Raw genomic sequence first — 14302 nt, forward strand, 5'->3', positions numbered from 1 at the left:
ATCCAAGAGATGTTCAAGGAGAATGTGACTACCCATGTTAAAGAAAAATCTTATGCTTGTCATGAGTATCTGTCTGGTGCTTGTACTCGCAGCCTGTGGAACGGCCAATAATTCATCATCTGCTTCTGGCGGTTCGTCCATAGATACTTCAACCGAAAATCAAGACAACAGCGCAAGTTCGGGCGAGCAACGCATCGCCTCCATGTCGATCCATCTGACCAATGATCTGTTGTCTCTCGGCATTACTCCGGTTGGTTCCGTTATCGGTGGCGAAGCCAAGGCCTTCCTGTCCCATGTTGCTGATCGTCTTCAAAATACAACGCCACTTGGTCCGGTTAAAGACCCGGATATGGAAGCTTTGCTTGCCCTGAAACCCGATGTAATCTATCTGGACGAAGAATTCTCCGGTGATGATATTGCCAAATTTGAAAAAATTGCTCCGGTGCATGTCTTCAATCTGGATGACGGTACATGGCGTGACCATCTGAAAGACATTGGCAAACTCGTGAATCGCGAGAAAGAAGCCGAGCAATACATTCAGGACTACGCGGCCGAAACGGAAGAAGTGAAATCTCTGATTCATGACACGATTGGAGATAATGGTACTGTGATGGCGATCCGTGTGACTGCCAAAGAGTTACGTGTGTTCAGCACACGCCGTCCCATGGGTCCCATTTTATATGAAGATCTCGGTCTGACTCCTGCCAAAGGCATTACAGACATCGATTCGACCAAACCTTATCAAGTGGTCTCCCGTGAAATCTTGCCGGACTATGATGCAGATGCGATCTTTGTGGTTGTGAATTCGGATGATGAAGCCCAAAGCATGTTCAAGGAGCTGCAAAACAATCCGATCTGGCAAGGCCTGAAAGCAGTCAAAGCCGGTCACGTCTACCCAATTGGTGCACAGCCTTGGCTGGATTATTCATCTATCGGTAATAAAATGGCCATGGATGAAGCCAAAGAAATGTTCTCCAAGAAGTAAGTTTCCGTACACTCAACACTAACTTGTGACAATACCAAAAAACCTCTCTTTAGAGACGGGATTAGAGAGTTATCATAATCTCTTCCGCTCAAAGCAGAGGTTTTTGTTTTCTATTATCTTTTTTTACTCTGTTTATACCCCAGTCAAGCGATCCTGAAATGCCTTTAATGTTCGCTGCCCAGCTGTCCGGTCGTATACAGCAAATACAATGCGTTCAAAGGAGTCCTTAAATGCCTCTCCCACTAACACATCATGAAAATACTTCGCCACCACTGCCGGTTCATTACGAAATACGCCGCAACCGTACGCGCCCAAAACAATTGTCCGATGACCATTCGTAGCAGCCACGTCCAGAATATAACGGATACGTTCCTTCATCACGGACTCAATCTGTAGATCATCCGCTTCTCCACACTCTTTCACCACACCCGCATTCACCGCCGGCGCAGTAATGAATGATGATACATAATATTTGTCCAGCAATCGGTCTTCGTCATCCCGGATCACCGGAACATCCGGTGAATAGATCATATAATTCGAATAGAGACCCGATCGCTGTTTGCGATTGTACTCGTACATTTCATCCATTTGAGCGATACACGGATATAGCCCCGTCGCTCGGGCCAGACTCTCTTCCTGTGCCTGACTTCCGCCAAGGAAACCACCGCCGGGATTTTTCGCCGATGCAAAGTTTAGACAGACCACATCTTCTCTTCCTTCAGCTACCGTCAAACGTGAAGCCGCTCCAAGTGTAGTCTCGCCAGTAACCTCAATGCGAACGGACACAGCCTCAGATTCTGCTTCAGTTAATGAAGCTACCGAATGAGTTTCTGCGCGAGCTTCTGTACGTAGCTTTTCTCTGAGCCCGGAAAGCTCTAAAGGACGGTATAATACCGAATTTCGGATGGCTTGCTGCACATCGGTGCCGATCTCAACCTTGCGATCATACCCATTTACGTATTGCCCTTCATCCAAAATAGCCAACGTCTGCTGTGCGATATTAGCCCGCTTGGAACGTGGATTGAAGCTAGTGGAGCCTGTTGATTTATTAAAATTATTCATCTGAATCACTTCCTATATCTTCTCTTAGACGGGTCAGAATCTCACCCAGCCAGTTGGTTCCCCGCCATGTTCTTCGATTGCGAATACGCGGGTCTTCCTCCGCCAGCCCTACACCCCAGATGCGATCATCTGGGCTTGCTTCCACAAGGGTCGTTCCACGAGTGGCACGCAGCGCGGTTAGCAGTTCTTCGTTTTGTGTAAATTTGGCCAAATTGCCCTCATAGACAATGCGCTGACATTCAGCTTCCCATACTGTCTGGTCGAAGCCTGCGACCTGTCTGCCCAGCTTTTTTTGTACCGAAGCAGAGCTTGCCTTCAGAATCTTGTCTGCGATGGTCTGATCGCCAAACAGCAGCGCTTTCTGATGCATCATGTATTGCTCCGCACTTGTGTAGTGAACCCCGTTCACGGTAAAATCCGCCGGGTGCCACTGTGAGAACGGAGATGCAGTCCGCCAGAAAAACGTAAACTTTTCCATCTATATCCCCTCTTTACTTGTTCCTCATGTATGCAGCGATCCCGCCCATGGCTTGAATCACTTCTCCTATTTCATTGATGCTTCCCCTTTTCAGGGTGTCTGCCTCTCTGGGTTCAATCTGTATAAACGTGATGGTCGATGACCGGCACTACTCGCATACTCTCCAGTCTCAATGACCCAATCGGCGATTTTACGCCGGAAAGCAGCAGCCAGCAATTTTTTGCCACTGATGATCTCATGTACTTTCTGAAGCGCAGTCAGCGTAAACGTCTCCGGCATCAGATTGAATGCAATATCCGTGTACTCGATCTTGGATCGCAGACGCTCAAGCGCATAATGAATGATTTTGGCATGATCAAAGGCAATCCCCTGAACCTCACCCAACGTCATACGATGACTTCGTACTTTTCCTTCCATCGTTTCTTTCGTCTCAACAATGGCCGACAACTCTTCGGTTCCATTGGTCAAAATCAACTGGAGCTTGCGTTCTGTCACACGTCCACGCTCATGGATATGGCGTTTCTCTTCCAGAAGCCGCTGCTCCACCCGAAACCAACTGGCCTCACTGGCATCATCGCCAGCCTGAAGCTGCAACTCGCTGCTATCGACCAGCGCCATGTAGGAACAGCTAATAACACGCGTACGTGGATCACGTTCCACATCTCCCCATGTATACAGTTGCTCCAGATAGATATCATCCAGCCCCGTCTCCGTCAGCAGTTCCCGCCGAGCAGCATCTTCCAATGATTCCTGCATGGAGACAAATCCGCCAGGTAACGCCCACTGTCCCAGATAAGGATGGCCGCCCCGCCGGATCAGCAGTAACTGGAGTTCGGGTTCCGCAAGCTTGCGATAGTTCTCCTGAGCCTCACTGCGAATCGTAAACACCAACATGTCCACGGTGACGGAAGGACGTTCGTAATCACCAGCATTATACGTTTCCAGAAACTGTTGTTCACTGATATGTACATGATCCTGATGCTCCCGGTAATCGGGGGCTTTTCCTCCAGATGGACCTTCGTTAGTCATCGTATACAAACCCCATTCTGTTATTAACAATTTGTTATTAACATTTAGATTATATCAATTTATCACATCATTTTATCTCAGGTCAATATTTCCAGTTCAAAATAAATGAAGTGTATTGGCTTGACGATATGTCAAATCAAACTTATGATTTAGTTAGTCGACTAACTAAAAGGATATGAACGGAGCGGATGATATGAACCCAGTCCAAAATGATCGGTTAATGGGACAGCTATCCGAACTCGTGAAGCTGAAACGCTACAAAGTTCATGAGAAACTTGTGAACCACCCCGAGTTGTATCCGGGACAGCCTCCTTTGTTGTTCCAGCTTGAACGGGAGGATGGCCAATCCCAGAAAAATCTGGCCGAACAACTTCGACGCAGTCCCGCAACCGTAACCGTCATGCTCAAGCGCATGGAAACGTCCGGTTATGTGAGACGTGAAGCGGACCCGAAGGATCTGCGCAGTCTGCGAGTATTCCTGACGGATCAGGGGCGCTCTGCACTACAAGAACTGAGAGAAGTAGTTCAGGAGTTGGAACGACAGGCCGAGAAAGATTTTACACCGGAAGAATCCCAGCTGATGTCTGCACTCGCACAGCGTATGCTCCAAAACCTGCGTGAATCTTGAAGTGATGCATACTCGCGACAGCGCTAACAACAACTGGATTGAAGCAGCTAAAGGTGTGATGGAATTGATTCACTTATGCTATGAAGATTGAGGTGATTTCCTATTGTGGACGTTAAAACGATTCTTGACCCCGTATAAGTCGGCGGCGATCCTCGCCCCGCTGCTCATGGTACTTGAGGTTGCCATGGACCTGCTCCAGCCCAAGCTGATGTCCAGCATCGTGGATGATGGTGTGCTTGCAGGCAACCTGTCCCATATCGTAACTACAGGTCTGATTATGCTACTTGTTGCGTTAATTGGCTGGGTCGGCGGCGCAGGCTGTACACTCTATTCAAGCAAGGCTGCCGTGGGATACGGCACGGATCTGCGCCAGGAACTGTTTGACCATATTCAAACCTTCTCCTTCCGTAATCTGGATACGTTTCAGGAAGGATCCCTGATTACTCGTCTGACGAGTGACATTACGCAGATGCAGACCTTTGTACAGATGCTGCTGCGGATGTTTATCCGTTCGCCGATGCTGATCATCGGTAGTATCATCATGGCGTTTACGATCAGTGTGAAGCTGGCACTCATTCTTATTGCGACTGTGCCGGTACTGTTTATTATTTTATTTATTCTGATAAAAGCTTCTTATCCGCTGTTCGCCAGTGTTCAGAGCAAGCTCGATCAGGTCAATGCCGTTCTTCAGGAAAATCTCGCTGGCATCCGAGTCGTCAAGGCATTTGCACGTGCGCGTCTGGAGAAAAAGCGCTTCAAGCAATCCAATGAAGATTACACGTCAACTGCTGTGAAAGCCTGGCGGATTGTCACACTGAATGCACCTGTGCTCAGCCTCATGCTGAATGCTACGATTGTAGCGGTGCTATGGTTCGGAGGTTTCCAGGTAGTGGGAGGCGATATTGCTGCCGGGGATCTGATCGCTTTTATCAACTATGTCACGGTTGTACTCTCGTCCCTCACGTCCATCGGCATGATGATGATGAGCTTCTCCCGAGCCAAGGTATCTGCTGAGCGAATCAACGAGGTGTTACATACAGAGCCGGATATTCAATCGGGATTCGATAACTCCGGGAATGCACATTCCCACCAGTCTAATCGTAATCAGCCCTCAACCCAACCGACTCCTATTCCCTCGCGCGTAGCGGGTCAAGTGGAGTTCAGGGACGTATCTTTCTGTTATGACGGAGACCATACACTTACCGGAATTAATCTGATGGCTCGCCCGGGTGAGAAAGTGGCCCTGATCGGTTCAACAGGCTCAGGCAAAACCTCGCTGGTGCAGCTGATTCCCCGTCTGTATGATGCTTCGCAGGGGGAAGTGCTCGTGAATGGAGTGAATGTTCGTCACTGGGATCTTCAGGACCTTCGCAGCCGAGTTTCCATTGTGCTGCAGGAATCCATTCTGTTCAGCGGCAGCATCCGGGATAACATTTGCTTCGGCCGGCCCGATGCAACAGATGCTGAATTGCGTGCTGCGGCACAAGCTGCAGCAGCGGATGATTTTATTATGAAACTGAAGGATGGCTATGACACGGAGCTGGGTCAGCGCGGGGTCAATCTGTCCGGTGGACAGAAACAGCGTATATCCATTGCACGCGCCCTACTCATGCGACCGGAAGTGTTAATTCTGGATGATAGCACCAGTGCTGTGGATTTGCGTACGGAAGCGAGCATTCAGAAGGCTTTGCAATCTTTGATGAAAGACAGCACGACATTTTTGATTGCACAGCGAATCTCCTCCGTGAAGGATGCAGACTGTATATATGTCATTGATGAAGGACAGATCGTTGCCAGGGGCACACATGATGACCTTATGGCTCATTCATCACACTACCAGGCGATCTATTATTCGCAGCAACGGAAGGAGGATGTTCAATTTGGCTAAACCTGCATCTTCCTCCATTCAACAAACCGTCGTGCCTCCTATCGGAAGACCTGGTCCAACGGGCAGAGGCCCTGTTCCCAAAGTCAGAGCCAAAAATGCTCGCCACGCCCTCATCCGGGTATGGTCATACATGGGTCGTCATCACAAAGGAGTTATTGCTGCATTAGTGCTGACTGCTCTCGGAACACTGCTCAATCTGGCAGGACCTTATCTTCTCGGCCGCGCCGTTAACGAACATATCGTTCCCAAAATAACAACGGGTTTGCTGAAGGAATGTCTTCTCTTGTTGAGTGTTTATGTCCTCGGCTCACTCCTGATGTGGGCTCAATCCTATGTCATGATTGGTGTGTCACAGTTGACCGTCAAGGATCTGCGGCATGCGTTGTTCTCCCGACTACAAGAGCTGCCTGTTAGCTTTTTTGATAAAAATCAAAGCGGGGATCTGATGAGCCGGGCCACCAATGATATCGATAACGTGTCCACCACGCTGAATCAAAGCGTAACCCAGTTGATGTCCAGTGCCATTCTGCTCGTCGGCTCCTTGTCGATCATGTTTGCACTCGATGTCCGGCTTACCCTGCTCAGTCTGATAACGGTACCGTTGATTACCATTGCCACTCGCCTGATCGCTTCGAGAACACGTAAACACTTCACCGCCCAGCAGAAATTACTTGGTGAGCTTAACGGGTATGCTCAGGAAACCATTGCTGGACAAAAAGTCGTAGCGGCCTATAACCGTCAGGATCAGGCACACCAGCATTTTGAAAACCTGAACGAGAAACTTCGCACATCCAGCACACAAGCCCAGACTGTTTCGGGTCTGGTTGGACCTACGATGAACGTGATGAACAACATCGGGTTTGCCATTTTGGCTTCTGTAGGTGGATGGATGGCTTATCATGATCTGACGTCCATCGGACTGATCGTCAGTTTTCTCGCTTACTCCCGCCAGATTGAGAGGCCGCTTAACGATCTGGCCAATCAGTACAATCTGATTCAGGCTGCAATCGCAGGTGCTGAACGGGTGTTCCACATCATGGATACGCCTGGCGAATACGTGGAGGAACAGAAGAAACAACTGGATCAGATTCAAGGCAAAGTGGTATTTGAAGACGTCTCCTTCGGGTACAGTGCGGAGCGAGACATTCTGAAGAAGGTCAGCTTTACCGCAAAACCGGGTGAGATGATTGCACTCGTTGGACCCACCGGTGCAGGTAAAACGACCATTATCAACCTGTTACCCCGTTTCTACGAGATTACAGGCGGACGGATTACCATCGATGGATATGACATCTCCGAACTGGAGAAGGATCAATTGCGGCGGCAACTCGGCATTGTGCTTCAGGATGCCTACCTGTTCTCAGGTACCATTCGCGACAATCTCGCCTACGGCAAGCCGGACGCAACGGATGAACAGATCAGGCAAGCGGCTGAACTTGCGAATGCACATTCGTTTATCCGCAAACTGTCCCAGGGCTACGATACCCCTATCATTTCTGGAGGAAGCAATCTGAGTCAGGGACAACGACAGCTGTTAACCATTGCCCGGGCAATTCTGGCTGATCCAGCCATTCTTATTCTGGATGAAGCAACGAGCAGTATTGATACGCGTACGGAGATGCAGATCCAGGAAGCGATGCGCACATTGATGAAGGACCGCACCAGCTTCGTCATCGCCCACAGGCTGAGCACGATTCGCGAAGCCGATCAGATTCTCGTCATAGATGATGGACAGATCGCTGAACGGGGAAATCATGATGAGTTGATGCAGCAACAAGGATTCTACTATCAGTTACATCAGGGACAACTAAAATAAGTCGAACTAATGATTAGTTCAACCAAATATAGTTTGATCTGAACCGATGTGGCTTCTGCCCATTAGGTTTAACCGAAATACTAAACGCCGCATGGGTTCTCAAGGACCCATGCGGCGTTATTTTGTTTAATGACTATGTTGTTGCTTTCCCTGATCCTGTTATACCAGTTACGCCTCCATTGGCAGATGAAGCGTGAAAGTGGAACCCACCCCCATCTCACTATGGACGGTAATTTTACCGTTGTGGTCCTGAACGATTTTCTGGCAGAGTGCAAGTCCGAGTCCCGTACCTTCTTCTTTGGTCGTATAAAATGGATTAAAGATCGTGGAAAGCGAATTTTCCGGAATGCCACTGCCCGTATCAGTAATGGAGACGAGTACTGCTTCCCCGTCCTGCAACAAATCCATATGAACCTCACCAGGGTCTTCCATCGCTTCAAAAGCGTTACGAATCAGATTGATCAATACCTGCACGATTTTATCCCGGTCCATGTTGACCACGATTGGCTCACTCGTCATCTCAAGCGTAATTCGATGCCCTCGGGATGCCGCATCTGACTCGGTCAAAGACATGACACGTTCAAGACAATGCCCCAACTGTTCCGGTTTCATGTGATTGGCATGTGGTTTGGAAAATTGTAAAAATTCAGCCGTCAGATCGGTTACCCTCGTCACCTCTCCCATAATCACTTCATACCACGGAGCGATATTGTACGCTTGTCCACGTGACAGCTGTAGGAATCCCCGTATCGCGGTGAGCGGGTTACGAATTTCGTGAGCCATACCAGCAGCCAGTTCCCCTACCGCTCTCAGTCTTTCGGAACGGAATACTTCTTCTTCATTTTTTAGCCATTTGCTGCGCTGTTGTTGAAGTAACCTGTCCTCGGCAACCGTCATAAAGTGCTGCAAGGTGTCCGACATTTCCGGGTATAGAGAGATGCTATAGCTAACCTGCAGGCCTTGAAGCTGAACGGAAAGTAATGACGCCATTCGTTCTTCCACGTCCTGTATCTCCGGCAAAACGACTGCAAAACGATCTCCAGCATATCGGGATATGCCATACGCATCGGTAAACTGATTAGTAATCATTTCGCCTGTACCCGTGATCACGGAGCACCAGGGATCTTCTGAATCTTTTTTAAATCCGCTAAAATTATTGACATTCAAAAGGACAAGCAGAAAAGAGCGACGCTCTTCCACCGTCTTATGCAGCACTTCCATATAACCTTCATAATTTAACAATCCGGTAAGCGGATCATGAAGGGTCAGAAACCGATTTTTTTCCCGAAGCCGACGCTTCTCAGCCTCACTGTTAATCATCGTGTGATACAAAAAAATGATTACAACCGAGGTTAATAGATCAAATAACGAAACCAGCAAAGCATATGTATCTACAGGCACATACGAAAGCCGAATCACCGTATATTGCAGCATGAGCAGCAGTGAGATTGGTAAAGTCTGTGCTACGCGTTGTTTATCCTGAATCACCGAAATGATGAGCATATAATACAGCATGTTGCACCAGTTCAGTTGACTGAAATAATGGAATAGTCCGAGAAAAATCCAATGAAACTTCCGCAGCACAGGATATCTTCGCTCCCCATAAATACTCGCTACAAATAAGGTCCCCGCTAACAACATGAATGCCGGATGAGGGGTAAGCCTTAGAACATAAGAGGACAGAATGACAAGCAGACAGCCTAGTGGGAATATCACCATTTTCATCGTGTAACTTAGCAAATAGCCTCGCCCCCCTTTGACATAAAAAATCACACCTAACAACTTATGTACATGTATTATATCGAGTATGATTAGCTGATGTTGTCGATTAGTGGAGGCTCGTCAAATTCGCATGAATGTATAAATTATGAAGGCAATAGGACATATGCATGAATTGTAATAGGCAAAAGTGAAACAATTATTCTACGCATCGATCATCATTGTGTTACAATACATTAATGGATTAATTTAGGATAAAATCTTAGTTATGGAGGAAACTACATGACAATACAACGAAAACCACTGGGCCTCGGAACGCTCTCTCTGCTCGTACTGTTGATGGGTCTCGCCTTTAACTTTCCATGGGGCAAAGAAAATTTTATGATCAGCCATTACCTGTTGAACTTAATAAACATGCCTATTTATAGCAACGGAGATCAAAGACTTCATATCCCCTTTGTAGTCGCAGCGATCTTCTGGATTCCCACCTTCTGGATCGCCAAAAAATATCGTGCACATTTTGGCACAAGTGTCTCTTATAACGTCGCCGGATTTATGTTGCTCTTATGTATTATTGGACCCGTTATCCCCGTTATCGATTGGATGGTCAATGGTTAAACAATTAAAGCCAGCTCTCTATATCCCGAGGGCTGGCTTCTTTGCTGCTTTTCCATATAAGATGAACAAATTATTTACACGATAACGTAGAGGACAGAAATAACCTGAAGAAGCGGAGCGTTCGCCTTTATCCCCGGATTTTCACTTCTCTAGAAGGGAATCCAAAAATCTGGGGATAACAGCGATCAGAAGGTTGTTCTGTCATCGGAATGACTGGTGTAACCTCTTGAGGCTCATCCTATTTCTTTGCCATATACTTACGGATATCAAAAGCCACCGCAGCAACAATGATTAATCCTTTGATAATCAATTGCCAGTATGGACTTACACCGATAAACGTCAGACCATAGTTAATGACCCCGAAGATCAGTACCCCCGCCATAACTCCAGGCACGGTTCCAATACCGCCCGCCGTTGATACACCACCTACCACACATGCAGCAATCGCATCCAGCTCATACATGTTACCGTAATTGTTCGTAGCTCCACCTGTCCGAGCCGCTTCAAGTACACCACCCAGACCATACAATGCACCCGCAATGGCATACAGGGCAACCAGGTTGCGCGCCACATGAATCCCGGATACATGCGCTGCCTGAATGTTGCCACCGATGGCGTACATGTTTTTGCCAAGCCGTGTTTTGTTAAAGATCACCCAGCAGATTAAAGCCACCGCAATAGCAATCAATACGATATACGGAATGGAATACCCACCGCCCAGATCAATGTAGCCAGAGCCAATGACGGTGAAGTCGGGTCTCAAGCCTCCGATCGGCTGCGATTGGTTGGGTTCCGTATCAAAATAAATGGAGTTCAGCCCGTACACAGCAACCATCGTACCCAGCGTTGCAATAAAAGGGGGCACATGCAATTTGGCGACAATGAGTCCATTCACCAATCCCACAAACAGACCTGCGGTAATCCCGACAAGGATCGGCAGACCCACCCACAACTGGGGCAGATCGGGGAAGAAGCGATTTGCATATTCATCAATTTGCAACATCGATGCCGATACGACAGCCGTCAGTCCAACCACCCGTCCAGCGGACAGATCGACCCCGCCCGTGACGAGGATAAAGGCTGCACCGAGCGCAATAATGGCCCGTGTGGAGGACTGCTGTAAGATGTCCCGCAGTGTGGAGAAGGCTAGAAAATTCGGATCGGCAATCGCAATCCCAATGATGAGCAGAATCAGTACGATAAAGATGGCGCGCTGTGTAACATATTGTTTCACTTGATTGATCATCTGTGTGTTCATCTGTTTCCCTCCTGACTAAGCCATCCGCTGCTGCGCGGCCAGCCTCATAATATCCTGCTCGGTTGCCTCGGCTCCGTCCACGATTCCGGTGAGACGCCCTTCGCTCATCACCATAATGCGATCCGACATGCCCAGCAGTTCTGGCATCTCTGAGCTAATCATAATAATGCTTTTGCCCTGACGAGCCAGTTCCGTAATAATAGTGTATATCTCGAACTTGGCCCCTACATCGATTCCACGTGTCGGTTCATCCAGCAGCAGAATTTCCGGGTCGGTCAGCAACCAGCGAGCCAGCAGAACTTTCTGTTGATTACCACCAGACAGGTTGCGAATCAGCGTGTTAACTGAAGGCGTTTTGGTTCTGAACTTCTGCGTCTGTTCCCGCGCCTCTTCCCGACCCTTTTTCTCGTCCAGCAAGCCCACGCGATTTCGGTAGCGCCCCAGACTGGCGATGATCGTATTCTCATACACCGACAACACGGGGAAAATCCCAGTGACCCTTCGTTCTTCCGTGAGCAACGCGATGTTATGACGCTTTGCTGCTGCAGGAGAGTTAATCTTCACCTTGCGCCCATGAATGGAAATGGTACCTGAAGCGAGTCCGCGCAGTCCGAACAAGGACTCAATTAGTTCTGTCCGCTGTGCTCCAACCAGGCCGCCAATGCCGAGCACTTCGCCTTTTCGCAGCTCGAAGGATACATCACGAAATGATTTGGACTGGTTCGATGTCAGACCCTCGGCTTTCAATATCACTTCACCGGGTACGTTTGTCCGTTCTGGGAAACGTTCATCCAGATCACGGCCCACCATGCGCGTAATAATCAGATCTGTCGTTAAATCAGCAGCATCCCATGTCCCAACAACGAAGCCATCACGCATGATCGTCACTTCATCCGAGATCGTCAGGATCTCCTCCATCTTGTGAGAAATGTAGATTATGGACACGCCGCGACTGCGCAGTTCATTAATAATGGCGAAGAGCTGATCCACTTCCTTCCCCGTCAGGGAGGAAGTCGGCTCATCCATGACGATGACTTTGGATTGAAAAGAGACCGCCTTGGCGATTTCCATCGATTGAATCTTGGAAACAGATAGTGTTCCAGCTTGAGCCTTCGGATCAATATCCAGGTTCAAGTCCTTGAATAGAGCCAGTGTATCGGTATACATGCGTTTCTCGTCCACCAGAATTCCCCTCATCGGAAAACGACCCAGCCAGATATTCTCCATCACTGGACGATGCGGTACCGGATTCAGCTCCTGATGAATCATGGATATCCCATGCTGAAGTGCCGCTTTGGAATTCGGAATATCCACATCCTTCCCTTCGATGCGTATGGTTCCTTCATCCGGGCGATACATGCCGAACAGACATTTCATCAACGTGGATTTTCCCGCTCCATTCTCTCCCATCAAGGCGTGAACCGTTCCCGGCTTCACCTTCAATGTGACCTGACTTAGTGCCTGCACACCCGGGAATGCTTTGGAAACTCCATTCATCTCCAGCAGGTAAGGTGACTGCATCTTGGTTCCTCCCTTCCATATGACCGGCAAAAAAGGGACGCTACCCGAATGACGGACGTCCCTGTCTCGTGCTGTTATTGGGCGTCGGCAATGTTGTCTTTCGTAATCTTTTTGTAGGCAATCCAGACGTACTTACCATCTGTAATGTCATATTGGGTATTTTCCTTTGTTGGTGTCTCACCTTTGGCAAGAACGGAAGCTAAGGCCACCGTAGCTGCACCCTGATTCTTGGCATCATTGAGCACCGTACCCAGCATCGTACCATCCTGTAGAGCCTGAATAGCCGGAGCTGTTGCATCCACACCTACCACCGGCATGGATTTGCCATCCTTGAAGTATCCGGCTGCTTTCAATGCCTCAATAGCTCCAAGCGCCATATCATCATTGTTCGCGAGCACGGCTTCAATCTTGTCGCCATGGGAAGCAAGGAACGCCTGCATTTTCTCCTGCCCCTTCACGCGGTCCCACATTGCCGTGTCTTCCGCCAGTGCTTCCACTTCGATACCGGCATCCTGGATCGCCTGAACCGAATATTTGGTCCGAAGCTCTGCATCCTGGTGACCCGGTTCCCCTTTCAACATGACGTATTGCAGTTTGCCATCCCCGTTTTTGTCCGCTTCCGGATGTGCTTTCCAGTAATCTACAATCAACTGTCCAGAAATCGTACCCGACTCCTCCGCTTTCGCTCCTACGTAGTACACTTTATCCCACTTGTTCATGTCTTCCGCTACCGGCTCACGGTTGAGGAATACCACCGGAATGTTCGCTGCCTTGGCCTTGTCAATGATGACACCCGCCGCCGTGCGGTCTACCGGATTCACAGCCATTGCATTATATTTCTTGGATACAAACAGGTCGACTTTCTCGTTCTGTGTCGGTTGTGCATTCTGGCTATCCACGATATCGAGGGTCGCAATGCCTTCCGCTGCTGCGGTCATCGCATTACGTACACCCGTCATGAACGTATCATCGAATTTGTAGATAGCGACACCAATCTTGGGCGTTTCCGTCCCAGCTGCTGTCTGGCCTCCTGTATCCGTTCCCGTGCTTCCACCTGCACTGTCTCCACCACTGCTACAACCCGCCGCCACAACCATACATGCCGTAATTAACAGTGTCATCCACGTTTTCTTCATTTCCTAATGACCTCCCCCAAGTTCATTCGGCTTTACCGATGTCTTTATTATGAAAGGGTTTACATTAAATTCGAATACAATATCTTCACCTGTTTTATCGAAATCTTCCTCAAGTTAAGAAAATGGATTAATTTCATCATTCAGCATTCGTTTCGGCACTCGTT

General features: G+C 48.6%; 12 protein-coding genes. 5 read left to right on the forward strand and 7 right to left on the reverse strand.

Annotated features, from left to right (window positions below; all coding sequences use genetic code 11):
• Positions 1-34 precede the first annotated feature (34 nt).
• A complete protein-coding gene (locus tag PAHA3_RS24955) occupies positions 35-985 on the forward strand; it encodes an iron-hydroxamate ABC transporter substrate-binding protein (RefSeq protein WP_062837380.1) in 951 nt (316 codons plus the stop codon).
• A gap of 132 nt (positions 986-1117) precedes the next feature.
• Here PAHA3_RS24955 and PAHA3_RS24960 read toward each other — a convergent pair whose 3' ends face one another.
• From PAHA3_RS24960 to PAHA3_RS24970, 3 genes are all read right to left on the reverse strand, one after another.
• Positions 1118-2047 carry a TIGR02452 family protein gene (locus PAHA3_RS24960; RefSeq protein WP_062837381.1) on the reverse strand — a complete coding sequence of 310 codons (930 nt, stop codon included), beginning with the start codon at positions 2045-2047 and terminating at the stop codon, positions 1118-1120.
• On the reverse strand, positions 2040-2525 hold the full coding sequence (locus PAHA3_RS24965) for an NADAR family protein (RefSeq protein WP_062837382.1): 486 nt from the start codon (positions 2523-2525) through the stop codon (positions 2040-2042). Before PAHA3_RS24965 ends, PAHA3_RS24960 begins: the two co-directional genes overlap by 8 nt.
• Positions 2526-2615: 90 nt before the next feature.
• Positions 2616-3554: an NUDIX hydrolase gene (locus PAHA3_RS24970; protein ID WP_235599562.1), complete on the reverse strand. Its 939-nt coding sequence runs from the start codon at positions 3552-3554 to the stop codon at positions 2616-2618.
• 193 nt (positions 3555-3747) lie between these two features.
• On the opposite strand from PAHA3_RS24970, the gene PAHA3_RS24975 reads away from it, so the two are divergent.
• The 3 genes from PAHA3_RS24975 to PAHA3_RS24985 all read left to right on the forward strand — a co-directional run bounded on the left by PAHA3_RS24975 (position 3748) and on the right by PAHA3_RS24985 (position 7886).
• The gene (locus PAHA3_RS24975; RefSeq protein ID WP_062837383.1) at positions 3748-4182 is read left to right on the forward strand and encodes a MarR family winged helix-turn-helix transcriptional regulator; all 435 of its coding nucleotides are present in this window, start codon (positions 3748-3750) and stop codon (positions 4180-4182) included.
• Between the two features lie 103 nt (positions 4183-4285).
• A complete protein-coding gene (locus tag PAHA3_RS24980) occupies positions 4286-6070 on the forward strand; it encodes an ABC transporter ATP-binding protein (protein ID WP_062837384.1) in 1785 nt (594 codons plus the stop codon).
• Positions 6063-7886 (forward strand): ABC transporter ATP-binding protein, encoded by a 1824-nt coding sequence (locus PAHA3_RS24985; protein WP_082762996.1) that lies wholly within the window; start codon positions 6063-6065, stop codon positions 7884-7886. The genes PAHA3_RS24980 and PAHA3_RS24985 overlap by 8 nt, the downstream gene beginning before the upstream one ends.
• 168 nt (positions 7887-8054) lie before the next feature.
• Here the strand turns inward: PAHA3_RS24985 and PAHA3_RS24990 are convergent, their stop codons facing one another.
• Positions 8055-9611 carry an ATP-binding protein gene (locus PAHA3_RS24990; RefSeq protein WP_235599563.1) on the reverse strand — a complete coding sequence of 519 codons (1557 nt, stop codon included), beginning with the start codon at positions 9609-9611 and terminating at the stop codon, positions 8055-8057.
• 276 nt (positions 9612-9887) lie between these two features.
• Between PAHA3_RS24990 and PAHA3_RS24995 the strand changes: the two genes are divergently transcribed.
• Positions 9888-10223: a hypothetical protein gene (locus PAHA3_RS24995; RefSeq protein ID WP_062837386.1), complete on the forward strand. Its 336-nt coding sequence runs from the start codon at positions 9888-9890 to the stop codon at positions 10221-10223.
• A 238-nt stretch (positions 10224-10461) separates the two neighbouring features.
• On the opposite strand, the gene mglC is transcribed toward PAHA3_RS24995, so the two are convergent.
• The 3 genes from mglC to PAHA3_RS25010 all read right to left on the reverse strand — a co-directional run bounded on the left by mglC (position 10462) and on the right by PAHA3_RS25010 (position 14138).
• A complete protein-coding gene (gene mglC / locus PAHA3_RS25000; RefSeq protein ID WP_036606383.1) occupies positions 10462-11481 on the reverse strand; it encodes a galactose/methyl galactoside ABC transporter permease MglC in 1020 nt (339 codons plus the stop codon).
• Positions 11482-11496: 15 nt separating this feature from the next.
• Positions 11497-13002, reverse strand: coding sequence for a sugar ABC transporter ATP-binding protein (locus PAHA3_RS25005; protein ID WP_062837387.1), 1506 nt, complete (start codon positions 13000-13002; stop codon positions 11497-11499).
• Between the two features lie 74 nt (positions 13003-13076).
• Positions 13077-14138 carry a galactose ABC transporter substrate-binding protein gene (locus PAHA3_RS25010; protein WP_062837388.1) on the reverse strand — a complete coding sequence of 354 codons (1062 nt, stop codon included), beginning with the start codon at positions 14136-14138 and terminating at the stop codon, positions 13077-13079.
• Positions 14139-14302 lie beyond the last annotated feature (164 nt).

This window comes from Paenibacillus amylolyticus (genome assembly GCF_001570725.1).
GTDB lineage: Bacteria > Bacillota > Bacilli > Paenibacillales > Paenibacillaceae > Paenibacillus > Paenibacillus amylolyticus_A.

Coding starts and splice junctions, on each gene's coding strand:
- PAHA3_RS24955 (WP_062837380.1), top strand. CDS start 35: ATGTTAAAGAAAAATCTTATGCTTGTCATGAGTATCTGTCTGGTGCTT.
- PAHA3_RS24960 (WP_062837381.1), bottom strand. CDS start 2,047: ATGAATAATTTTAATAAATCAACAGGCTCCACTAGCTTCAATCCACGT.
- PAHA3_RS24965 (WP_062837382.1), bottom strand. CDS start 2,525: ATGGAAAAGTTTACGTTTTTCTGGCGGACTGCATCTCCGTTCTCACAG.
- PAHA3_RS24970 (WP_235599562.1), bottom strand. CDS start 3,554: ATGACTAACGAAGGTCCATCTGGAGGAAAAGCCCCCGATTACCGGGAG.
- PAHA3_RS24975 (WP_062837383.1), top strand. CDS start 3,748: ATGAACCCAGTCCAAAATGATCGGTTAATGGGACAGCTATCCGAACTC.
- PAHA3_RS24990 (WP_235599563.1), bottom strand. CDS start 9,611: ATGAAAATGGTGATATTCCCACTAGGCTGTCTGCTTGTCATTCTGTCC.
- PAHA3_RS24995 (WP_062837386.1), top strand. CDS start 9,888: ATGACAATACAACGAAAACCACTGGGCCTCGGAACGCTCTCTCTGCTC.
- mglC (WP_036606383.1), bottom strand. CDS start 11,481: ATGAACACACAGATGATCAATCAAGTGAAACAATATGTTACACAGCGC.
- PAHA3_RS25005 (WP_062837387.1), bottom strand. CDS start 13,002: ATGCAGTCACCTTACCTGCTGGAGATGAATGGAGTTTCCAAAGCATTC.
- PAHA3_RS25010 (WP_062837388.1), bottom strand. CDS start 14,138: ATGAAGAAAACGTGGATGACACTGTTAATTACGGCATGTATGGTTGTG.